This is a genomic window from Pseudomonas chlororaphis subsp. aurantiaca (genome assembly GCF_013466605.1).
Classification (GTDB): domain Bacteria; phylum Pseudomonadota; class Gammaproteobacteria; order Pseudomonadales; family Pseudomonadaceae; genus Aquipseudomonas; species Aquipseudomonas chlororaphis_I.
Window position 1 is genome coordinate 47,519 of sequence record NZ_CP059162.1, and the last position, 21,063, is coordinate 68,581.

At 63.4% G+C, this 21,063-nt stretch carries 23 protein-coding genes; 14 read left to right on the forward strand and 9 right to left on the reverse strand.

Features of this window, described 5'->3' with window-relative positions; all coding sequences use genetic code 11:
- Positions 1 to 70 precede the first annotated feature (70 nt).
- The gene (gene trpA / locus H0I86_RS00215) at positions 71 to 883 is read right to left on the reverse strand and encodes a tryptophan synthase subunit alpha (RefSeq protein WP_180923438.1); all 813 of its coding nucleotides are present in this window, start codon (positions 881 to 883) and stop codon (positions 71 to 73) included.
- Positions 883 to 2,103 carry a tryptophan synthase subunit beta gene (trpB, locus tag H0I86_RS00220; RefSeq protein WP_180923439.1) on the reverse strand — a complete coding sequence of 407 codons (1,221 nt, stop codon included), beginning with the start codon at positions 2,101 to 2,103 and terminating at the stop codon, positions 883 to 885. The genes trpA and trpB overlap by 1 nt, the downstream gene beginning before the upstream one ends.
- Before the next feature lie 129 nt (positions 2,104 to 2,232).
- Here trpB and H0I86_RS00225 point away from each other — a divergent pair, with 129 nt between their 5' ends.
- Entirely contained in the window at positions 2,233 to 3,126 is an 894-nt protein-coding gene (locus tag H0I86_RS00225; RefSeq protein WP_124312583.1) for a LysR family transcriptional regulator, read from the forward strand.
- On the opposite strand, the gene H0I86_RS00230 is transcribed toward H0I86_RS00225, so the two are convergent.
- Entirely contained in the window at positions 3,123 to 3,449 is a 327-nt protein-coding gene (locus tag H0I86_RS00230; RefSeq protein WP_007926179.1) for an ElaB/YgaM/YqjD family protein, read from the reverse strand. The genes H0I86_RS00225 and H0I86_RS00230 overlap by 4 nt on opposite strands.
- A 158-nt stretch (positions 3,450 to 3,607) precedes the next feature.
- On the opposite strand from H0I86_RS00230, the gene H0I86_RS00235 reads away from it, so the two are divergent.
- Positions 3,608 to 3,823, forward strand: coding sequence for a dodecin (locus H0I86_RS00235; RefSeq protein WP_009046244.1), 216 nt, complete (start codon positions 3,608 to 3,610; stop codon positions 3,821 to 3,823).
- 130 nt (positions 3,824 to 3,953) lie between these two features.
- Positions 3,954 to 4,178 carry a DUF1161 domain-containing protein gene (locus H0I86_RS00240; RefSeq protein ID WP_009046245.1) on the forward strand — a complete coding sequence of 75 codons (225 nt, stop codon included), beginning with the start codon at positions 3,954 to 3,956 and terminating at the stop codon, positions 4,176 to 4,178.
- A 163-nt stretch (positions 4,179 to 4,341) separates the two neighbouring features.
- Here H0I86_RS00240 and H0I86_RS00245 read toward each other — a convergent pair whose 3' ends face one another.
- Positions 4,342 to 5,343, reverse strand: a complete 1,002-nt coding sequence (locus H0I86_RS00245; RefSeq protein WP_180923440.1) for an LLM class flavin-dependent oxidoreductase — start codon at positions 5,341 to 5,343, stop codon at positions 4,342 to 4,344.
- Positions 5,344 to 5,585: 242 nt separating this feature from the next.
- On the opposite strand from H0I86_RS00245, the gene H0I86_RS00250 reads away from it, so the two are divergent.
- Together H0I86_RS00250 and H0I86_RS00255 are read left to right on the forward strand one after the other, a co-directional pair.
- A complete protein-coding gene (locus H0I86_RS00250; protein WP_009046246.1) occupies positions 5,586 to 6,017 on the forward strand; it encodes an OsmC family protein in 432 nt (143 codons plus the stop codon).
- A 171-nt stretch (positions 6,018 to 6,188) separates the two neighbouring features.
- The gene (locus H0I86_RS00255) at positions 6,189 to 6,428 is read left to right on the forward strand and encodes a DUF1161 domain-containing protein (protein ID WP_009046247.1); all 240 of its coding nucleotides are present in this window, start codon (positions 6,189 to 6,191) and stop codon (positions 6,426 to 6,428) included.
- Between the two features lie 4 nt (positions 6,429 to 6,432).
- Here the strand turns inward: H0I86_RS00255 and H0I86_RS00260 are convergent, their stop codons facing one another.
- Together H0I86_RS00260 and H0I86_RS00265 are read right to left on the reverse strand one after the other, a co-directional pair.
- A complete protein-coding gene (locus H0I86_RS00260; RefSeq protein WP_124318549.1) occupies positions 6,433 to 6,852 on the reverse strand; it encodes a PA0061/PA0062 family lipoprotein in 420 nt (139 codons plus the stop codon).
- 42 nt (positions 6,853 to 6,894) lie between these two features.
- Positions 6,895 to 7,308, reverse strand: coding sequence for a PA0061/PA0062 family lipoprotein (locus H0I86_RS00265; RefSeq protein ID WP_180923441.1), 414 nt, complete (start codon positions 7,306 to 7,308; stop codon positions 6,895 to 6,897).
- Between the two features lie 59 nt (positions 7,309 to 7,367).
- Between H0I86_RS00265 and H0I86_RS00270 the strand changes: the two genes are divergently transcribed.
- Positions 7,368 to 8,447 (forward strand): aminopeptidase, encoded by a 1,080-nt coding sequence (locus H0I86_RS00270; RefSeq protein ID WP_180923442.1) that lies wholly within the window; start codon positions 7,368 to 7,370, stop codon positions 8,445 to 8,447.
- A 69-nt stretch (positions 8,448 to 8,516) separates the two neighbouring features.
- On the opposite strand, the gene H0I86_RS00275 is transcribed toward H0I86_RS00270, so the two are convergent.
- Both H0I86_RS00275 and H0I86_RS00280 read right to left on the reverse strand, forming a co-directional pair.
- Entirely contained in the window at positions 8,517 to 9,167 is a 651-nt protein-coding gene (locus H0I86_RS00275; RefSeq protein WP_180923443.1) for an HAD family hydrolase, read from the reverse strand.
- A 28-nt stretch (positions 9,168 to 9,195) separates the two neighbouring features.
- Positions 9,196 to 9,741 (reverse strand): gamma carbonic anhydrase family protein, encoded by a 546-nt coding sequence (locus tag H0I86_RS00280; RefSeq protein WP_180923444.1) that lies wholly within the window; start codon positions 9,739 to 9,741, stop codon positions 9,196 to 9,198.
- Between the two features lie 75 nt (positions 9,742 to 9,816).
- On the opposite strand from H0I86_RS00280, the gene prlC reads away from it, so the two are divergent.
- On the forward strand, positions 9,817 to 11,895 hold the full coding sequence (gene prlC, locus H0I86_RS00285; protein WP_180923445.1) for an oligopeptidase A: 2,079 nt from the start codon (positions 9,817 to 9,819) through the stop codon (positions 11,893 to 11,895).
- A complete protein-coding gene (locus H0I86_RS00290; protein WP_180923446.1) occupies positions 11,892 to 12,179 on the forward strand; it encodes a YheV family putative zinc ribbon protein in 288 nt (95 codons plus the stop codon). The genes prlC and H0I86_RS00290 overlap by 4 nt, the downstream gene beginning before the upstream one ends.
- Positions 12,180 to 12,301: 122 nt before the next feature.
- Here the strand turns inward: H0I86_RS00290 and H0I86_RS00295 are convergent, their stop codons facing one another.
- On the reverse strand, positions 12,302 to 12,958 hold the full coding sequence (locus H0I86_RS00295; RefSeq protein WP_180923447.1) for a phosphatase domain-containing protein: 657 nt from the start codon (positions 12,956 to 12,958) through the stop codon (positions 12,302 to 12,304).
- Between the two features lie 294 nt (positions 12,959 to 13,252).
- Between H0I86_RS00295 and H0I86_RS00300 the strand changes: the two genes are divergently transcribed.
- From H0I86_RS00300 to H0I86_RS00325, 6 genes are all read left to right on the forward strand, one after another.
- Entirely contained in the window at positions 13,253 to 14,002 is a 750-nt protein-coding gene (locus H0I86_RS00300) for a gluconate 2-dehydrogenase subunit 3 family protein (protein ID WP_180923448.1), read from the forward strand.
- A 2-nt stretch (positions 14,003 to 14,004) separates the two neighbouring features.
- Positions 14,005 to 15,789, forward strand: a complete 1,785-nt coding sequence (locus tag H0I86_RS00305) for a GMC family oxidoreductase (RefSeq protein WP_180923449.1) — start codon at positions 14,005 to 14,007, stop codon at positions 15,787 to 15,789.
- A 12-nt stretch (positions 15,790 to 15,801) separates the two neighbouring features.
- Positions 15,802 to 17,127, forward strand: coding sequence for a cytochrome c (locus H0I86_RS00310; protein ID WP_180923450.1), 1,326 nt, complete (start codon positions 15,802 to 15,804; stop codon positions 17,125 to 17,127).
- 136 nt (positions 17,128 to 17,263) lie between these two features.
- Positions 17,264 to 18,322 (forward strand): PA0069 family radical SAM protein, encoded by a 1,059-nt coding sequence (locus H0I86_RS00315; RefSeq protein ID WP_180923451.1) that lies wholly within the window; start codon positions 17,264 to 17,266, stop codon positions 18,320 to 18,322.
- Between the two features lie 244 nt (positions 18,323 to 18,566).
- On the forward strand, positions 18,567 to 19,301 hold the full coding sequence (locus H0I86_RS00320) for a carbonic anhydrase (protein WP_009046260.1): 735 nt from the start codon (positions 18,567 to 18,569) through the stop codon (positions 19,299 to 19,301).
- Positions 19,302 to 19,390: 89 nt separating this feature from the next.
- Complete coding sequence (locus H0I86_RS00325; protein WP_180923452.1) at positions 19,391 to 20,959, forward strand: SulP family inorganic anion transporter; 1,569 nt, start codon at positions 19,391 to 19,393, stop codon at positions 20,957 to 20,959.
- Positions 20,960 to 21,063: the final 104 nt, after the last annotated feature.

The window sequence follows — 21,063 nt, forward strand, 5'->3', positions numbered from 1 at the left end:
GAACCCCTTGGTCTTGCTGGTTTAGTCTGTGGATCCCGAGGCTAATTCCTCTGTATCAGGAACTTTACCCTCAGCTGACACGGGCTTGACGCACCCCTTCGGCGAGGGAGGCGCACAGGCTCAGCACGCCGTCCACGGCCTGCTCGGAGCTGGTGGCATTGGCGATCCGGTCGATCAGCGCCGAACCCACCACCACACCGTCGGCCAGGCGGGCGATGGCCGCGGCCTGCTCCGGGGTGCGGATGCCGAAACCGATGCTGATCGGCAGGTCGGTGTGGCGACGCAGGCGGGTCACCGCCTCTTCCACATGCTCCAGGGTGGCGGAACCGGCACCGGTCACACCGGCCACGGAGACGTAGTAGACGAAGCCCGAGCTACCGTTCAGCACCTTCGGCAGGCGCACGTCGTCGGTGGTCGGCGTGGTCAGGCGGATGAAGTCGATACCGGCGGCCTGGGACGGGTCGCACAGCTCGGCGTTGTGCTCGGGCGGCATGTCGACCACGATCAGGCCGTCGACGCCGGCCTCCTTGGCTTCAGCGATGAAACGCGGCACGCCGTAGTGGTGGATCGGGTTGAAGTACCCCATCAGCACCAGCGGTGTATCGTTGTTGCCGGCGCGGAACTCGCGAACCATTTGCAGGGTTTTCGCCAGGTTCTGCTTGGCTCCCAGGGCGCGGATGTTGGCCAGCTGGATCGCCGGGCCGTCGGCCATCGGATCGGTGAAGGGCATGCCCAGCTCGATCACGTCGGCGCCGGCTGCCGGCAAGCCCTTGAGGATTGCCAGGGAGGCGTCGTAGCCCGGGTCGCCGGCGGTGACGAAGGTCACCAGGGCGGCGCGGTTCTGTTGCTTAAGCTCGGCAAAGCGCGTTTGCAGGCGGCTCATCAGTGTTTCTCCTGCTGGGACTGTTGCATGTGGTGCATCACGGTTTGCATGTCTTTGTCGCCGCGGCCCGAGAGGTTGACCACCATCAGGTGATCCTTGGGCAGGTTCGGCGCGCGCTTGAACACTTCGGCCAGGGCGTGGGCGCTTTCCAGGGCCGGGATGATGCCTTCCAGGCGGCAGCACTGGTGGAACGCGGCCAGGGCTTCGTCGTCGGTCACCGAGGTGTATTCGACGCGGCCGATATCGTGCAACCAGGCGTGTTCAGGGCCGATGCCCGGGTAGTCGAGGCCGGCGGAAATCGAGTGGGCGTCGATGATCTGGCCATCCTCGTCCTGCAGCAGGAAGGTGCGGTTGCCGTGCAGCACGCCTGGCAGGCCGCCGTTCAGGCTGGCCGCGTGCTTGCCGGTCTCGATGCCGTAGCCGGCGGCTTCGACGCCGATGATCTGCACGCTCTTGTCGTCGAGGAACGGATGGAACAGGCCCATGGCGTTGGAACCGCCGCCGATGCACGCCACCAGGCTGTCCGGCAGGCGGCCTTCCTGGGCTTGCAGCTGTTCGCGGGTTTCCTTGCCGATCACCGCCTGGAAGTCGCGGACCATCGCGGGATAAGGGTGCGGACCGGCCACGGTGCCGATCAGGTAGAAGGTGCTGTCGACGTTGGTCACCCAGTCACGCAGGGCTTCGTTCATCGCGTCCTTCAGGGTGCCGGTGCCGGCGACCACCGGGATCACTTCGGCGCCCAGCAGCTTCATGCGGAACACGTTGGCCTGCTGGCGCTCGATGTCGGTGGTGCCCATGTAGATCACGCAGTCCAGGCCGAAACGGGCCGCCACAGTGGCGGTGGCCACGCCGTGCATGCCGGCGCCGGTCTCGGCGATGATGCGTTTCTTGCCCATGCGCCGCGCCAGGAGGATCTGGCCGATGCAGTTGTTGATCTTGTGTGCGCCGGTGTGGTTCAGCTCTTCGCGCTTGAGGTAGATCTTGGCGCCGCCGCAGTGCTCGGTCAGGCGTTCGGCGAAATACAGCGGGCTTGGGCGGCCGACGTAGTCGCGCTGGAAATAGGCCAGTTCCTTGAGGAACTCCGGATCTTCCTTGGCCGCTTCGTATTCGCGGGCCAGGTCGAGGATCAGCGGCATCAGGGTTTCGGCGACGTAACGGCCGCCGAACGCGCCGAACAGGCCGTTGGCATCAGGACCGTTGCGCAGATTGGTCTGGGTCATGGAGGCGCTCCCGGTGATTCGTCAAAAGGGTGAATGCGTGGACAGGCAATGGCGTTCACTCTACCCCTGACACCCCGGGCTGAAAACCGATAAGATCGCCACAACCTGTCAGGAAAACTCACATATACCATGAGCCACGACTTGCCTCCGCTGAACGCCCTCCGGGCCTTTGAAGCCACCGCTCGCCTGAACAGCGTCAGTCAGGCGGCCGAACAGCTGCACGTCACCCATGGCGCGGTCAGCCGCCAGTTGAAGGTGCTCGAGGAGCATCTCGGGGTGAGCCTGTTCGTCAAGGAAGGACGCGGCCTTAAACTCACAGATGCCGGCGTGCGTCTGCGCGACGCCAGCAGCGATGCTTTCGAGCGCCTGCGCACGGTCTGCGCCGAGCTGAGCCAGAGCACCGCCGATGCGCCCTTCGTGCTCGGTTGTTCCGGCAGCCTGCTGGCGCGCTGGTTCATCCCGCGCCTGGGGCGGTTGAATGCCGACTTGCCGGACTTGCGCCTGCACCTGTCGGCTGGCGAAGGCGATCTCGACCCGCGCCGGCCGGGGCTGGATGCCTTGCTGGTATTCGCCGAGCCGCCGTGGCCGGCGGACATGCAGGTCTTTGAGCTGGCCAGCGAGCGCATCGGCCCGGTGCTCAGCCCGCGCTACAGCCGTTATGAGCAACTGCGCGAGGCGCCGGCCAGTGCGCTGCTCAACGAAACGTTGCTACAGACCACCTCGCGCCCGCAGGCCTGGCCCAGCTGGGCACGGCAGAATGGCATCGACGCCGGGGCGCTGAAGTTCGGGCAGGGTTTCGAGCATTTGTATTATTTGCTGGAGGCCGCGGTGGCCGGGCTGGGCGTGGCGATCGCGCCGCAGCCTCTGGTGGCCGAGGACCTGCGTGCCGGGCGCCTGGTTGCCCCGTGGGGATTCTGTGAAACCCCGGGGCAACTGGCGTTGTGGCTACCCAAGCGCGCCGCGGACGGACGCGCCCGGCAGTTGGCGCAGTGGCTCAGCAACGAGCTGCGCCAGGCTCCTTAATTGCCGCGTTTGCACAGCAAGTAAGCGGCCAGCAGACCCAGCGCGCCCACCGCGACGCCGGCGGTGGTCCAAGGGTGCTGCTGGGCATAGTCGCGGGTGGCGATCCCGGTTTCACGGGTTTTCACTTTGACTTCTTCATAGGCATCGCTGAGCAGGCTGCGCGAATGTCTCAATGCGCTCTCGGCGTTGCTTTTCAGCGCCTTGAGGGTTTTGCGCGACTCGTCCGAAGCGTCGTCCTTGAGGCTTTCCAGGGACTTGAGCAGACTTTCGATCTCGGCTTCCATGCTTTCCAATGAGGCTTTGCGTAGCGAAGTGTTGGCCATGGTGGCTCTCCTGCATTGTTGATTGAGGGGGTCTGTAGGGTCCGACTGCGCGGCCTGGCGAAAGTGCATTAAATCTGCATGACGATGGGCCGGGGCTTATTCCAGTGTTGCTGGTAATCGCTGCTAGGCTTTGATCTACCTCATAAGGAGAGAGCGCCATGTCTGATCATCACACCTACAAGAAAGTCGAACTGGTCGGTTCGTCCCCTAGCAGCATCGAAGACGCCATCAACAATGCGCTGGCCGAAGCCAGCAAAAGCATCAAGCACCTGGAGTGGTTCGAGGTCACTGAAACCCGCGGGCACATCCTTGATGGCAAGGCCGCGCATTTCCAGGTCACGCTCAAGGTCGGTTTCCGCATTGCCAACAGCTGAACCTTGGCTAGGCTGTTGAACTTGTGCGCTGGCCGATTGCCATAGGGAATGGCAAAGCGCTATATCTGCCTCGATGCCGAGCAGGCCGAGGCTTGATGCTTATTTCTGATTCGACCAGGGAATGTGACCGATGAAAAAACTGGTAATGGCTTTAGCGTTGTTGAGTGTCGCGGGAACAGCCCTTGCTGCCGGCAAATCATGCGAAGAGCTGAAAAGCGAAATCGCCGCGAAGATCGATGCCAAAGGCGTGTCGGGCTATTCGCTGGAAATTGTCGACAAAGGCAGCGCGACTGACGGCAAAGTGGTCGGTACCTGTGAAGGCGGTACCAAGGAAATCGTCTATAAGCGCGGCTGAGCCCTCGTAGAAATGAACAAGGCCGACGCGATGCGTCGGCTTTTTTGTGCCCGGTTATTACTCAGGCCTGGCGCGCCCCTGTAGCCGCTGCCGCAGGCTGAGCTCGCGGCCGAAGGGCGCGCAAGGCCTCAGGATCACAGAGTCCTTTGGCTCGATTGCAGACTCAACCTTTCATGACCTGCGCCAGCAACTCATAGGAATGCAGGCGGTCGGCGTGCTCGTACAGGTCGCAGGTGAAGATCAGCTCATCGGCGCCGGTCTGTTCGATCAGCACTTCAAGCTTGGCGCGGATCTTCGCCGGGCTGCCGATCATGGCCAGGCCGAGGAAGCTACCCACGGCTTCTTTTTCATGGGGCAGCCACAGGCCATCCATGCTCTTCACCGGTTTGCGCTGCACCAGGCTCTGGCCGCGCATCAGCGCGAGGATCCGCTGGTACACCGAGGTCGCCAGATAGTCGGCCTGTTCGTCGGTATCGGCCGCCACCAGCGGTACGCCGAGCATCACATATGGCTTGTCGAGCACGGCCGAGGGCTTGAAGTGATTGCGGTACACGCGAATCGCCTCATGCATGTAGCGCGGCGCGAAATGCGAGGCGAAGGCGTAAGGCAAGCCGCGCTCACCGGCCAGTTGCGCACTGAACAGGCTGGAACCCAGCAGCCACACCGGCACCTGGGTATCGGTCCCTGGTACCGCGATCACCCGCTGTTCCGGGGTGCGTGGGCCGAGGTAGGCCATCAGCTCGGCCACGTCTTCAGGGAAGTCGTCGGCGCTGCCGGAACGTTCGCGGCGCAGGGCGCGGGCGGTCATCTGGTCCGACCCCGGCGCGCGGCCCAGGCCCAGGTCGATACGCCCCGGGTACAGGCTTTCCAGGGTGCCGAACTGTTCGGCGATCACCAGCGGCGCATGGTTGGGCAGCATCACGCCACCGGAGCCGACGCGAATGCTCGAGGTGCCGCCGGCCAGATAACCCAGCAGCACCGAGGTCGCGGAGCTGGCGATACCGTCCATGTTGTGATGCTCGGCAACCCAGAAGCGGGTGTAGCCGAATTTCTCTACATGGCGGGCCAGGTCCAGGGAATTGCGCAGCGATTGCGCCGGACTGCCGTCCTCGCGCACGGGGACCAGGTCGAGGGTGGAAAACTTAACGTCGGACAGTGGTTTCATAAGCCTGCTTCTCCAATGGTGTGCAGGCCTTTGTCATGAGCCAAAACCTGCCGAATGCTGAAAGCCTGTTTCATGCAATGTGGGCATATACCCGAGTTTCAATAGCCAAGCTGAACTTGCTGTCCGGATAAACGGCGGATTCAGACAGGATGAACTTCGCCGGGCCTTCTATCCTCTAGAACCCTGAGTAGCAGAAAACCACAAGGGCGCGGTCTTTCGCGCCCGTTCTCGAGGAGACAGACATGAGCATCACCAAGAAAGCATCGGCTCACTGGGAAGGCGACCTGAAAACCGGCATTGGCTCGATTTCCACTGAAACCGGGGTACTGCGCGATGCACCTTACGGCTTCAAGGCGCGTTTCGAAGGCGGCAAGGGCACCAATCCGGAAGAACTGATCGGCGCCGCGCACGCGGGGTGTTTTTCCATGGCCTTCTCGATGATTCTCGGCGAGGCCGGGCTCAAGGCCGACAGTATCGACACCAATGCCGAAGTGACCCTGGATCAGGTCGATGGCGGTTTTGCGATCACCGCGGTGCACCTGATCCTCAAGGCGAAGATTCCCGGCGCCAGCCAGCAACAGTTCGATGAACTGAGCAAGAAGGCCAAGGAAGGTTGCCCGGTGTCCAAGGTGTTGAACGCCAAGATCAGCCTGGATGCGACGCTGGTCAGCTGAGCCTCGGTCCAACCGCTACATCGCATCGCGGGCTCGCGATTGCGTTTTCTTCGCAACACTCCCGCGCCAGATATGCGCGGCGTCAGAACTCGCTTCATGAAAATGTGGTCGAATAGCCGACTGCAGGCTCAGCCCATGACCTTGGGCGCTGCATCAAGGGGAGCTCCACTCATGAAACGTTTTGTCCTGGCAGTTGTTTGTAGCGCGCTGGCCACCTCGGCCCTGGCGGCTCCGAAGGATTGCGAAGAACTCAAGAAAGAGATTGAAATCAAGATCCAGGCCAACGCCGTGCCTTCCTACACCCTGGAGATTGTCAGCAAGGAGGAAGCCGAAAAGCATGACGTGGCCATGGTGGTCGGTACCTGCGAAAACGGCACCAAGGCGATCATCTATCAGCGAAACGACAGCTGATCGTTCAGATCACGCAGTTGACCATATGGTCTTCGGCCAGCAGCTCACGCTTGGCGTTGTACAGCCGGGCACTGGGAGAGAAACCCAGCGAGCGGGCTTCCAGCAGGTAACGCTGGCCGGCTTCGAAATGGTCGTAGCGCACGCTCAGGTAGCACAGGCGCTCGGCCGGATCGTTCATCATGCCGAGGCGCCCGCTGAATACCTCGAAATCGAAACGCACCATCAACTCATGACTGCCCGGGGTGACCTGGAAATAGCGGCCGTCGGTCAGGCGCTGGTTGTCCAGGCGCTCGGCCATCAGCAGCTTGCCGCCTGGCGTCGGGGTGGCGAAATCGACCCAGGCCTGTTGCGGGTCCACCGCCGGCAGGGGGCTGGAGCAGGCAACGAGGCCGGTCAGGGCAAGCAGCAGCAAGGGTTGGCGCATGAGGTCGGGCCGTCCGGGGAAAGGCCTCAAGCATAGCGCCGATCAGGTGCGCTGGCAGCCCGCCGGTTGGCCGGTACCCACCAGATTGCGCTGCTGGTCATAGAGCTTGGCCCAGGGCCGGAAGCCGATATTGCCGGTCTGCAACTGGTAGCGTTGGCCGGCGTTGAAGTCCTTGTATTTCACATTCAGCTGGCAATCGCGCCACAGGGGCTCGCTGTCCGGGCCGATATTGGTGGGCTCCACGGCGAACTGGTAGCGCACCTTCAGCTCATGGTCGCCGGGCTGGACCTCGAAATATCGGCGGTCCACCCAAGCCTTTTCGTCGACCTCCAACGCCTGCAGCGCGGTGTCCTGGTGGGTGTCGAGGTCGATCCAGGCTTGCGTCGGATCGGGGGCGGGCAATCCGGCACAGCCGCTCAGGGTCAACAGTCCGGTGGTCAGCAGCAACACGCGCATAGCGAAACTCCAGGCAGGCGAGATAGTCTTGGGGGCAGACTCTCGAAGGATGATTCGATTTGATTAGGCCGCGTTCAAGCCATGGGTTACTTGATCATCTTTTGCGTTTTTTGTTTCCGGGCTTGCTGCTTTTGTTGCTCAACGGTTGTTCCAGCGTGGGTTACTACGGCCAGCTGGCCAGTGGCCAATGGCGTCTGCTGCAGGCCCGCACGCCGGTTGAGCAGGTCATCGCCGACCCGGCTCGCGACCCGTTATTGCGCGCCCATCTGGCCCAGTCGCAGAAGGCCCGGCGCTTCGCCAGCCAGCAGTTGCACCTGCCGGACAACCAGAGCTACCGCCTCTACGCCGACATCGGCCGGCCCTACGTGGTGTGGAATGTGTTCAGCACCCCTGAGTTTTCCCTGAGCCCCAAGACCCACTGTTTCCCGATTGCCGGCTGCGTGGCCTATCGCGGCTACTACAGCCAGGGCGCGGCCCGGGGCGAGGCGGCCTTGCAGAAACAGCAGGGCATGGATGTGGCCATCGGCGGGGTGGAGGCCTATTCGACCCTGGGCTGGTTCAACGACCCGATCCTCAGTTCTATGCTGCATTGGGGCGACGAGCGCCTGGCGACCCTGATCTTCCACGAGCTGGCCCATCAGCGCTTCTATGTGAAGGACGACACCGAGTTCAACGAGTCCTTCGCCACCTTCGTCGAGCAGGAAGGCACCCGGCAATGGCGGGCGGCCCGGGGCCTGGCGCCGGCCAGCGATGCCCTGGTCAAGCAGAAGGACCAGTTCATCCAGCTGATCCTCGATACCCGCCAGCGCCTGGAACGCCTGTATGCCCTGCCGCTGCCAGTCGAGCAGATGCGCCAGCGCAAGGCCGCCGAATTCGAACGGCTGCGCCGGGATTACCGCCAGATGAAGGACAGCCAATGGCACGGCGACTCGCGCTACGACTTCTGGATCAACACCCCGCTGAACAATGCCAGGCTGCTGCCTTTCGGCCTGTACGACCAGTGGGTGCCGGCGTTTGCCGCCTTGTTCAAGCAGGTCAACGGCGATTGGCTGGCGTTTTACCAGGACGTGGAGAAGCTCGGCGCGCTGTCGGCTGAAAAGCGCAAGGCGGCGCTAAAAGCATTGATGGATGGCGCCTGAAAGGTCTCTATCGCGGGCAATCGAGCGTCGACCGGCCGCTCCTGCAGAGGCTCCGCGATAACTATCGGCTCAGCGTTGCAAGAACGCCTGATGCAACTCATCCAGGGTCTGGAAGTGATAGGCCGGCGCCTCGGCGCTCAGTTCTTCGTGGCTGCCGAAGCCATAACCCACCGCCGCCGCATCCAGCCCGTTGCGGCGGGCGCCGATCAGGTCGTGCTTGCGGTCGCCGATCATCAGGGTATCGCTCGGGTCCAGGCCTTCCTCGCTGACCAGGTGGCGAATCAGCTCGACCTTGTCGGTGCGGGCGCCGTCCAGTTCGCTGCCGTAGATCACCTTGAAGTGCCGGGCGAAATCGAAGTGCCGGGCGATCTCGCGGGCAAACACCCACGGCTTGGACGTCGCGATGTACAGCTGGCGGCCTTGCCCGCCGAGGGTTTCCAGCAGGGGCGTGACGCCATCGAATACGCGGTTCTCATACAGGCCGGTGACCTTGAAACGCTCGCGGTAGAAATTCACCGCCTCCCAGGCTCTGGCTTCGTCGAACCCGTAGAACTGCATGAATGCCTGCAACAGCGGCGGGCCGATGAAGTGTTCCAGTTTGCTCAGGTCGGGTTCGTCGATGCCCAGCTTGCCGAGGGCGAACTGGATCGAGCGGGTGATGCCTTCGCGCGGGTCGGTCAGGGTGCCGTCGAGGTCGAACAGAACGGTTTGGTAATGCATGGGGATTCCTGGGCAGTGGGTCGGGGGCTCAAGCCTGGTCGTAGCCTTCGGCCAGGTGCAGGTCCTTGAGCTTCACGTAGTTGGCGGCGCTGTAGGTGAAGAAGGCGCGTTCCTTGTCGGTCAGCGGGCGGGCCTGTTTCACTGGGCTGCCGACATAGAGGAAGCCGCTTTCCAGGCGTTTGCCCGGCGGCACCAGGCTGCCGGCGCCGACGATCACGTCGTCTTCCACCACGGCGCCGTCCATGACGATGCTGCCCATGCCGATCAGCACCCGGCTGCCGACGCTGCAACCGTGCAGCATCACCTTGTGGGCGATGGTCACGTCGTCGCCGATCAGCAGCGGGAAGCCGTCCGGGTTGAAGGGGCCAGCGTGGGTGATGTGCAGCACGCTGCCGTCCTGCACGCTGGTGCGGGCGCCGATGCGGATGCGGTGCATGTCGCCGCGGATCACCGTGAGTGGCCAGACCGAGCTGTCGGCACCGATTTCGACGTCGCCGACCACCACCGCCGAGCTGTCGACGAAGGCCCGCGGGCCAAGGATGGGTGTGTGATTCTGATAGCTGCGAATGGCCAAGTTGGATACCTGCTTTGACATTTATTAATGGGGTCGATAGCTGCGGTGGGCGTCGATTGTAATTAAGATGGCTCAATGTTTCTTCCAGCCAAGGTGCCAACCGTGAGTGTGAACAACCCTCTTCTGCAGCCCTACGACCTGCCGCCGTTTTCGGCGATCCGCGCCGAGCACGTACAGCCGGCCATCAAACAGATCCTGGCTGACAACCGCGCCGCCATCGCTGAAATCCTCAAGAACCAGGGCGCGCAACCGACCTGGGCCGGCCTGGTTCTGGCCATGGACGAACTCAACGACCGCCTGGGTGCGGCCTGGAGTCCGGTCAGCCACCTCAATGCCGTGTGCAACAGCGCCGAACTGCGCGAAGCCTATGAGTCCTGCCTGCCGGACCTGAGCGCCTACGCCACCGAGCTGGGGCAGAACCGTGAGCTGTTCCAGGCCTTCGAAGCCCTGGCGAGCAGCCCGGAAGCCGCCGGTTTCGACGTGGCGCAGAAAACTATCCTGGAACACTCCCTGCGTGACTTCCGCCTGTCGGGTATCGACCTGCCGCCAGAGCAGCAGAAGCGCTACGCCGAAGTGCAGAGCAAGCTTTCCGAGCTGGGCAGCCGCTTCTCCAACCAGCTGCTTGACGCCACCCAGGCCTGGACCAAGCACATCACCGACGAAGCGGCCCTGGCTGGCTTGACCGCGTCGGCCAAGGCGCAGATGGCTGCCGCGGCCCAGGCCAAGGATCTGCAAGGCTGGCTGATTACCCTGGAATTCCCCAGCTACTACGCTGTGATGACCTACGCCGAAGACCGCGCGCTGCGTGAAGAAGTCTACGCCGCCTACTGCACCCGCGCCTCGGATCAGGGCCCGAACGCCGGCCAGAACGACAACGGCCCGGTCATGGAAGAAATCCTCGACCTGCGCCAGGAACTGGCCCAGCTGCTGGGCTACGCCAACTTCGCCGAGCTGAGCCTGGCCACCAAGATGGCCGAGTCCAGCGACCAGGTGCTGAGTTTCCTGCGGGACCTGGCCAAGCGCAGCAAGCCGTTCGCCGCCCAGGACCTGCAACAGCTCAAGGCCTATGCCGCCGAACAGGGCTGCCCGGACCTGCAGAGCTGGGACAGCGGTTTCTACGGCGAGAAGCTGCGCGAGCAGCGCTACAGCGTGGCCCAGGAAACCCTGCGCGCCTATTTCCCGATCGACAAGGTACTGGGCGGCCTGTTCGCCATCGTCCAGCGCCTGTACGGCATCGAGATCGCCGAACTGAAAGGCTTCGACACCTGGCACCCGGACGTGCGCCTGTTCGAGATCAAGGAGAACGGTCAGCACGTGGGCCGCTTCTTCTTCGACCTGTATGCCCGCGCCAACAAGCGTGGCGGTGCCTGGATGGACGGCGCCCGCGACCGTCGCCGCACTTCCGACGGCGTGCTGCAAAGCCCGGTGGCCAACCTGGTGTGCAACTTCACCCCGGCCGACAGCGGCAAGCCTGCCCTGCTGACCCACGATGAAGTCACCACCCTGTTCCACGAATTCGGCCATGGCCTGCACCACCTGCTGACCCGCGTCGAACATGCCGGTGTTTCCGGCATCAACGGCGTGGCCTGGGATGCGGTGGAGCTGCCGAGCCAGTTCATGGAGAACTGGTGCTGGGAGCCGGAAGGCCTGGCGCTGATCTCCGGTCACTACGAGACCGGCGAACCGCTGCCCCAGGACCTGCTGGAAAAAATGCTCGCGGCGAAGAACTTCCAGTCCGGCCTGATGATGGTGCGCCAACTGGAGTTCTCGCTGTTCGACTTCGAACTGCATGCCACCCATGGCGACGGCCGTGCCGTGCTGCAAGTGCTCGAAGGCGTGCGCGACGAGGTCTCGGTGATGCGTCCGCCGGCCTACAACCGCTTCCCCAACAGCTTCGCTCACATCTTCGCCGGCGGTTACGCAGCGGGTTACTACAGCTACAAGTGGGCCGAAGTGCTGTCGGCCGATGCCTTTTCGAGGTTCGAGGAAGAAGGCGTGCTGAATGCCGAGACCGGTCGCGCGTTCCGCGAAGCGATCCTGGCCCGTGGCGGTTCTCAGGAGCCAATGGTGCTGTTCGTCGACTTCCGCGGACGCGCACCGTCGATTGACGCACTCTTGCGCCATAGCGGCCTGACCGAGGACGAAGCGGCATGAGCGAGGGGCCAGTGAAGACGAAAAAACGCTTTATCGCCGGGGCGGTCTGCCCGGCGTGCAGCGAGCAGGACAAGTTGATGATGTGGAGCGAAGACGACATTCCCCATCGCGAGTGCGTGGCCTGCGGCTATTCCGACACCCTGAATGAACAGGGCCTGTCGGTGCCCAAGGAGCTGGGTACGCGGGTCAACACCACGGCCCTCAAGGTGCCGGATGCCAAGGTCCAGTCGGTGCAGTTTTTCCCCAACCCCAAGTTGAAGAAAAAGACCGACGACGCGAAGTAACCCTCAGACTTCCGTAGGAGCCAAGCGTGCTGGCGATCAAGGCGCTGCGGTGTGTCTGATGCACCGCCATCGCCAGCAAGCGATGCTCCTACAGGGTCAACGCTGAAAAAACACGCAGCCGGTCAATTCGCCGGCTTGCTGACGCTCACTGTCTCGAACCAGCTCTTCACCGAACAGGTGGCGAACACGCTGGTGCTGCAATCGCCATTGGCCAGGGCGGTGCGCAACTTGTCGACATCGGCCTGCATCATGTAGCGAATGCCGTCCTTGAAGTGGGAACTGTCGCCAAACCCGCCTCCGGTCATTTCATTCAGCGCCTCCTCCTTGCTCCAGCCCTGAACCACCACTCGATACATCGCCGACATCAGGCCGGTGCGGTCCGAACCGTGCTTGCAGTGCATCAGCACCGGGCCGTCACTTTCGGCGCTCTGGATCGCGCGCAAGGCCGCCAGCACGTCGGCGTCGTCCACATGATTGGTCCGGTAAGGCAATTGCACCTGCTTGATTCCCGGGGCCTGCAGCCAGCTGGCGTCGGACTCCGGCAGGAAGTTGATCACCGTGCCCACCTTGAGTTTTTCCAGCAAAGGCACGGCGCCGCCGTCCGGCAAGGCGCTGCGGTAGAGCGTCGGTGACATCTGGTACAGGTTGTAGTGGGTTTCCACGGGCTGGGCCCACTGGGCCGGGCGGGTCGCGCCGGTTTCGGCGGCCTGCGCCTGGGGCCAGGCAAGCAGCGTCAGCAGGGACAGGCAGAGGGCGGGAAGGGTACGAAAGTTGTGCATGCAGAAGGTCGTGACCGGAAATGGGGTGGAGGGAGCCTAGCTTCCATCCGGACCGGTCAACGCCCTGTGAGGCGCTCGTCAAAGAAACGTGAAGCCGCTGCGATAGAGGTTTTTTCTCGGTAATCGCGACTTTTTTGCAACGCAAACGATTTACTCGATTGCTTAGCCTGCTACCATTTGTAACCAAAATTTGCTGAACTGTGTTTCCCCGGCGCCCCCAATCGCCGCCAGAACGACAAGCCACGCCATGACGCGGCTGCCCAACCCGTGAATGCCTAGTGTGAGGTGCACCCCATGTCTGATCACGATCAAGACAACCCGCGGCGTGAGTTTCTGCGCAAATCCCTGACCTTGATCCCGGTGGTCACGGTCGCCAGTTCCGGCCTGGGCAGCTCGATGCTGATGGCTGCGCCCGAAGCGCCCAAGCCGGTCGAGCCGGCCCGGACCACGGTCAGCACCGAGGCTGACGCTTACCAGCCAAGCTATTTCACCACCGAAGAATGGGCTTTTGTCCAGGCCGCGGTAGAGCGCCTGATCCCGGCCGACGAACAAGGCCCGGGCGCCCTGGAAGCCGGCGTGCCGGAATACATCGACCGGCAGATGAACACCCCCTACGCCGCCGGCGCCCTGTGGTACATGCAAGGCCCGTTCAACGCCGACGCCGCGCCGGAGATGGCCTGGCAGAGCAAGCTGGTACCCAAGGAGATCTATCGCCTGGGCATTGCCGCGACGGATGCTTGGTCGAAAACCTTCAACGGTAAAACATTTGCCGCGCAAGACAGCGCTACCCGAGACGATTTGCTCAAGCAGCTCGAAGCGGGAAAACCCCAATTCGACAGCGTTCCGCCGAAGATTTTCTTCAACCTTTTGCTGCAAAACACCAAGGAAGGGTTCTTCTGCGACCCGATCCACGGCGGCAATAAAGGCATGGTCGGCTGGACGTTGATCGGCTTCCCCGGCGCGCGCGCCGATTTCATGGACTGGGTGGAACGCAACGAGCAATACCCTTTCCCGGCAGTGTCGATTCGCGGCGAGAGGGCTTGAGCATGGCAACGGTAATGAAGAAGGTCGACGCGGTGATCGTCGGGTTTGGCTGGACCGGAGCGATCATGGCCAAGGAGCTGACCGAGGCCGGGCTCAACGTGCTGGCGCTGGAGCGCGGGCCGATGCAGGACACCTACCCGGATGGCAACTATCCGCAGGTGATCGACGAGCTCACCTACAGCGTGCGCAAGAAACTCTTCCAGGACATCTCCCGGGAGACGGTGACCATTCGCCACAGCGTCAACGACGTGGCCCTGCCGAACCGCCAGTTGGGCGCTTTCCTGCCGGGCAACGGCGTCGGCGGTGCCGGCCTGCACTGGTCCGGCGTGCATTTTCGCGCCGACCCGATCGAGCTGCGCATGCGCAGCCACTACGAAGAGCGCTACGGCAAGAACTTCATCCCCAAGGACATGACCATCCAGGACTTCGGCGTCACCTACGAAGAGCTGGAGCCGTTCTTCGACTACGCGGAAAAAGTCTTCGGTACCTCGGGTCAGGCCTGGACCGTGAAAGGCCAGCTGGTCGGTGAAGGCAAGGGCGGCAACCCTTACGCGCCGGACCGTTCGGACCATTTCCCGCTGGAGTCGCAGAAGAACACCTACTCCGCCCAGCTGTTCCAGAAAGCCGCCGGCGAAGTCGGCTACAAGCCGTACAACCTGCCGTCGGCCAACACCTCGGGGCCGTACACCAACCCCTATGGCGCGCAAATGGGGCCGTGCAACTTCTGCGGGTTCTGCAGCGGCTATGTCTGCTACATGTACTCCAAAGCTTCGCCGAACGTGAACATCCTGCCGGCCCTCAAGCCGCTGCCGAATTTCGAGCTGCGCCCCAACTCCCATGTGCTCAAGGTCAACCTCGACAGCACCAAGGCCCGCGCGACTGGCGTCACCTACGTCGACGGCCAGGGCCGCGAGATCGAGCAGCCGGCGGACCTGGTGATCCTCGGTGCCTTCCAGTTCCATAACGTGCGCCTGATGCTGTTGTCCGGCATCGGCAAGCCGTACGACCCGATCACCGGTGAAGGCGTGGTGGGCAAGAACTTCGCCTACCAGAACATGGCCACCATCAAGGCCTACTTCGACAAGGACGTGCACACCAACAACTTCATCGGCGCCGGCGGCAATGGCGTGGCGGTGGACGACTTCAACGCCGACAACTTCGACCACGGCCCGCATGGCTTCGTCGGTGGCTCGCCGTTCTGGGTCAACCAGGCCGGCAGCCGGCCGATCGCCGGGACCTCCAACCCGCCGGGCACCCCGGCCTGGGGCAGCGCCTGGAAGAAGGCCACCGCCGACTACTACACCCACCAGGTGTCGATGGACGCCCACGGCGCCCACCAGTCCTACCGCGGCAACTACCTCGACCTCGATCCGGTGTACCGCGACGCCTACGGCCTGCCACTGCTGCGCATGACCTTCGACTGGCAGGAAAACGACATCAAGATGAACCGCTTCATGGTCGAGAAGATGGGCAAGATCGCCGAGGCGATGAACCCAAAGGCCATCGCGGTGCTGGGCAAGAAGGTCGGTGAGCACTTCAACACCGCGTCCTACCAGACCACCCACCTCAACGGTGGTGCGATCATGGGTACCGACCCGAAAACCAGTGCCTTGAACCGTTACCTGCAGAGCTGGGACGTGCACAACGTGTTCGTCCCGGGCGCTTCGGCCTTCCCCCAGGGCCTGGGCTACAACCCGACCGGCCTGGTGGCCGCGTTGACCTACTGGTCGGCCCGCGCGATCCGCGAGCAGTACCTGAAGAACCCCGGCCCGCTGGTTCAGGCATAAGGAGCGATGACCATGAAAACCCTCGTTATCGCGACCCTGACCCTGCTCGGCAGCGCTTCCCTCTGCGCCGCCGAGACCGATCGGCAAGCCTTGATCAAACAGGGCGAATACCTGGCCCGCGCCGGTGACTGCGTGGCCTGCCACACCGCCAAGGACGGTAAGCTGTTCGCCGGCGGCCTGCCGATGGAAACCCCGATCGGCACGATCTATTCCACCAACATCACCCCGGACAAGACCGGCATCGGCGAGTACAGCTTCGACGACTTCGACAAGGCCGTGCGCCATGGCGTAGCCAAGAATGGCAGCAGCCTGTACCCGGCCATGCCCTACCCGTCCTACGCGCGGGTCAGCGATGCCGACATGCAGGCGCTGTATGCGTACTTCATGCAAGGCGTGGCGCCGGTGGTCCAGGAGAACCGCGACAGCGACATCCCCTGGCCGCTGAGCATGCGTTGGCCGCTGGCGGGCTGGCGCTGGATGTTCGCGCCGAGCGTGGCGGGCCTGCAAGGCAGCGGCCAGGCGCAGGCTGCGCAAGACCCGGTGGTCAGCCGCGGTGCCTACCTGGTGGAAGGTCTCGGCCACTGTGGCGCCTGCCATACGCCGCGCGCCCTGACCATGCAGGAGAAAGCTCTGAGCGCCAGTGAAGGCAACCACTTCCTGGCCGGCAGCGCGCCGCTGGAAGGCTGGATTGCCAAAAGCCTGCGCGGCGACCACAAGGATGGCCTCGGCAGCTGGAGCGAAGAGCAGCTGGTGCAGTTCCTCAAGACCGGTCGCAGCGACCGCGGTGCGGTGTTCGGCGGCATGAGCGACGTGGTGGTGCACAGCATGCAGTACATGTCCGCGGACGACCTGACGGCCATCGCCCGTTACCTCAAGTCGCTGCCGGCTGTGGATGCCAACGACCAGCCGCACCAATACGACAAGGCGGTGGCCGAGGCGTTGTGGAAAGGTGACGACAGCAAGCCGGGGGCGTCGGTGTACGTCGACAACTGCGCGGCGTGTCACCGTACCGACGGCCATGGCTATACCCGGGTGTTCCCGGCGCTGGCGGGCAACCCGGTGCTCCAAAGCGCCGATGCCACGTCGCTGATCCATATCGTGCTCAAGGGCGGCACCTTGCCGGCGACTCACACCGCGCCATCGACCTTCACCATGCCGGCCTTCGCCTGGCGGCTGTCGGACCAGGAGGTGGCCGATGTGGTCAACTTCATCCGCACCAGCTGGGGCAACCAGGGTTCCGAGGTGAACGCCGCGGATGTGGCGGGGCTGCGCAAGGGCGACCTGCAAAGCACCTCGAACGACGATCTGGGGCAAGTGACGAAGCGTAGCGGCGGTTGATCGTGTAGGAGCGAGCGGGCGGCGATCCCACTTGCCCGCGATGCGCGCCGCCAGGCGCGCGCTTCCAGCCCAGCGGCGCTAGGCAGATCCATCTCGCTCCATTACTGTATATGGATACAGTAATGGAGCGCCTCCCATGTTCAGCCCCCTGCCCCCACGCGGCCGTGGCACCGCGACCAACCCGCACAACCGTTTTGCGCCCCGGCGCTCGGTGGCCTTCGACGACGGCTGGTACCAGGAAGCCCCACTGACCCAGGGCACCGAGGTGCGCCTTGAGACGGCGAAATCCATCATTACCCGCAACAGCTCGCCGGACCTGCCCTTCGACCGCTCCATCAACCCCTATCGCGGTTGCGAGCACGGCTGCATCTACTGTTATGCGCGGCCCAGTCACGCCTATTGGGACATGTCGCCGGGGCTGGATTTCGAGACCAAGCTGATTGCCAAGACCAATGCCGCGGAGATGCTGGAACAGCAGCTGTCCAAGCCCGGCTACAAGTGCGTGCCGATCAACCTGGGTTCCAACACCGATCCCTACCAGCCCATCGAGCGCGAACACCAGCTGACCCGCCGGACCCTGGAGGTGTTGCTGCGCTACCGGCACCCGGTGACCATCGTCACCAAGGGCTCGCTGATCCTGCGCGATCTCGATCTGTTGGTCGAATTGGCCGAGCAGCGGCTGGTGGCGGTGATGATCAGCCTGACCACCCTGGACGACGAGCTCAAGCGCATCCTCGAACCCCGGGCGGCAGCACCCAAGGCGCGGTTGCGGGCGATCCGGGTGATGCGCGAGGCGGGGATTCCCGTGGGGGTGCTGTGTTCGCCGATGATTCCGATGATCAACGATAGCGAGCTGGAAAGCCTGCTCGCCGAGGCCGATGCCGCGGGCGCGCAAAGCGCGGCCTACATGATGCTGCGCCTGCCCCTGGAAGTGGCGCCGCTGTTCGAGGAATGGCTCAACGCCCATTACCCGCAGCGGGCGGCCCATGTCCTGAGCCTGATCCGCCAGTGTCGCGGCGGCGAGCTGTACGACAGCCGTTTTGGTGCACGGATGCGCGGCGAAGGCCCCTTCGCGGCCCTGCTGGCGCAGCGTTTCGCCAAGGCCAGCAAACGCCTGGGGCTCGATCGGCGCGAAGGCTACAACCTCGATTGCACGGCCTTCTGTCCGCCGGGTGGGCAGATGTCGTTGCTATAGAAGGTATTGGCCTATGGTGGAGTAGTGCCGGTGCACCTGGCTCTATAGGCTGGTCACCTTTTTGTATCACCAATAGTGGCGTTTTAGAGCGCTCCGTTCAGTTTGAGTTAAGTTTGGAAGGCTACCTTGTTCACCAAGTGACCGATGGGTCGCTGTCAGTGGTCTGGTTGTTTTTTGATCAATCGCTGGCGTCGTGCCGGATAAAACTGGAAAATTCACCTAATCCGTCAAAAGGGGATGAATCATGAGTGACAAGGATAAACAGCCGTTGGCTGCGTCGGCTTCAGCGTCTACAGAGGTCGCCGAAAGCGCCGATGCAGCGCTGCAGATAATCGTTGACGGCTTTTTGCATTTTCACCACGAGGTCTTCCCTCAGCAGGAAGAATTGTTCAAGAAACTCGCCACGGCCCAGCGGCCGCGGGCGATGTTCATTGCCTGCGCGGATTCGCGCATCGTTCCCGAACTGATTACCCAGAGCGCCCCGGGCGACCTGTTCGTGACCCGCAACGTCGGTAACGTGGTACCGCCTTACGGGCAGATGAACGGCGGCGTGTCCACGGCCATCGAATACGCGGTCATGGCGCTGGGTGTGCACCACATTATCGTTTGCGGCCATTCCGACTGCGGCGCCATGCGCGCGGTGCTCAACCCGCAGAGCCTGGAAAAGATGCCGACGGTCAAAGCCTGGCTGCGCCACGCCGAAGTGGCCAAGACCATGGTCCAGGAGAACTGCGACTGCGCCGACGAGAACGCCAGCATGCATGTGCTGACCGAAGAGAACGTCATCGCCCAGTTGCAGCATTTGCGCACCCACCCTTCGGTGGCTTCGCGCATGGCCAACGGCCAGTTGTTCATCCATGGCTGGGTGTACAACATCGAAACCAGCGAAATCAAAGCCTACGACGCGGATCAAGGGTGTTTCCTGCCGTTGGACGGACGCCATCCGATCCCGGTTGCGACGCCTAAAGCGCGCTTCTAAATCCTCCTAAATCCCATTGGGGTTCAGCCATGACTGCCGTCTGCGTGGTCAGGCTTTGCCACGCCTGAAAAAAGTTCGGGAGAATCATCATGCGTGCAGCACAACTGAAAGCTGTTTTGCCACGGGAGCTGCTCGCTTCCGTGGTGGTGTTCCTGGTGGCCCTGCCCTTGTGTATGGGTATCGCCATCGCTTCTGGCATGCCGCCGGCCAAGGGGCTGATCACCGGGATCATCGGTGGCCTGGTGGTGGGCTGGCTGGCGGGCTCGCCCTTGCAGGTCAGCGGTCCGGCCGCGGGCTTGGCGGTCCTGGTGTTCGAGCTGGTGCGCCAGCACGGCATCGCCATGCTCGGGCCGATCCTGCTGCTGGCGGGTTTCCTCCAGCTGGTGGCCGGGCGCCTGCGCCTGGGTTGTTGGTTCCGGGTCACGGCGCCGGCGGTGGTCTACGGCATGCTCGCCGGGATCGGGGTATTGATCGTGCTCTCCCAGGTGCACGTGATGCTAGACGCCCAGCCCCAGGCGTCCGGCCTGGATAACCTCGCGGGCTTCCCTGAGGCGGTGACGCAGGCCCTGCCGAGCCTGGGCGGCGGTTTTGGCTGGCAGGCCGGGTTGCTCGGCCTGTCGACTATGGCGGTGATGTTCCTGTGGGAAAAACTGCGTCCGCATTCGCTGCGCTTTATCCCCGGCGCCCTGCTGGGTGTCGGCCTGGCGACCTTTGCCAGCCTGCTCCTGGCGCTGCAGGTCAAGCGGGTTGAGGTACCGGAAAACCTTGCCGAGGCGATCGACTGGCTGCGCCCGGCCGACCTGCTCAACCTGGCGGACCCGACGCTGCTGGTCGCAGCCTTTGCCGTGGCCTTCATCGCCAGCGCCGAAACCCTGCTGTCCGCCGCCGCGGTAGATCGTATGCACAGCGGTACGCGCTCGGATTTCGACCGTGAACTGTCGGCGCAAGGTATCGGCAACATGCTCTGCGGGTTGCTCGGCGCGTTGCCGATGACCGGGGTGATCGTGCGCAGTTCGGCCAACGTCCAGGCGGGCGCGACCACGCGGTTGTCGGCGATCTTCCATGGCCTGTGGCTGCTGGCGTTCGTGCTGTTGCTGTCCAGCGTGCTGCAAAGTATTCCGGTGGCCAGCCTGGCGGGCGTGCTGGTGTACACCGGGTTCAAGCTGGTGGACCTCAAGTCGTTCCGCAAGCTGGGCCGTTATGGGCCGATGCCGATGCTGACCTACGGCGTGACCGCGCTGGCGATTGTTTTCACCGACCTGCTGACCGGTGTGCTGATCGGTTTCGGCCTGACCCTGGTGAAGCTGGCCTGGGGCGCTTCACGGCTGAAGATCAGCCTGGTGGACCTGCCCGCCGAAGGCGAAATGGAGCTGCGCCTGGTAGGCGCCGCGACCTTCCTCAAGGTGCCGGCCCTGACCCAGGCGCTGGGCAATATCCCGCCGGGTACCACGGTGCATGTGCCGCTCAATAACCTGGGCTACATCGACCATGCCTGTCTGGAACTGCTCGAAGAGTGGGGACGGGCCAATGCGGCCAAGGGCTCGAAGCTGGTGATCGAGTCGCGCGGGTTGAAGCGTCGGCTGGAGGGGCGCTTGCACACCAACGTCGGCGTGAGCCCGGCCTCGAAGCTGGAGGCGAAAGGCTTGAGCCGGGCGTAAGTCTGTAGCCCTGTAGCCGCTGCCGAAGGCTGCGATAAGGTCCGAAGGGCCTTCAGCGTCGGTGATGTCGCTGCGACCGTGCCGGTCGATCGCAGCCTGCGGCA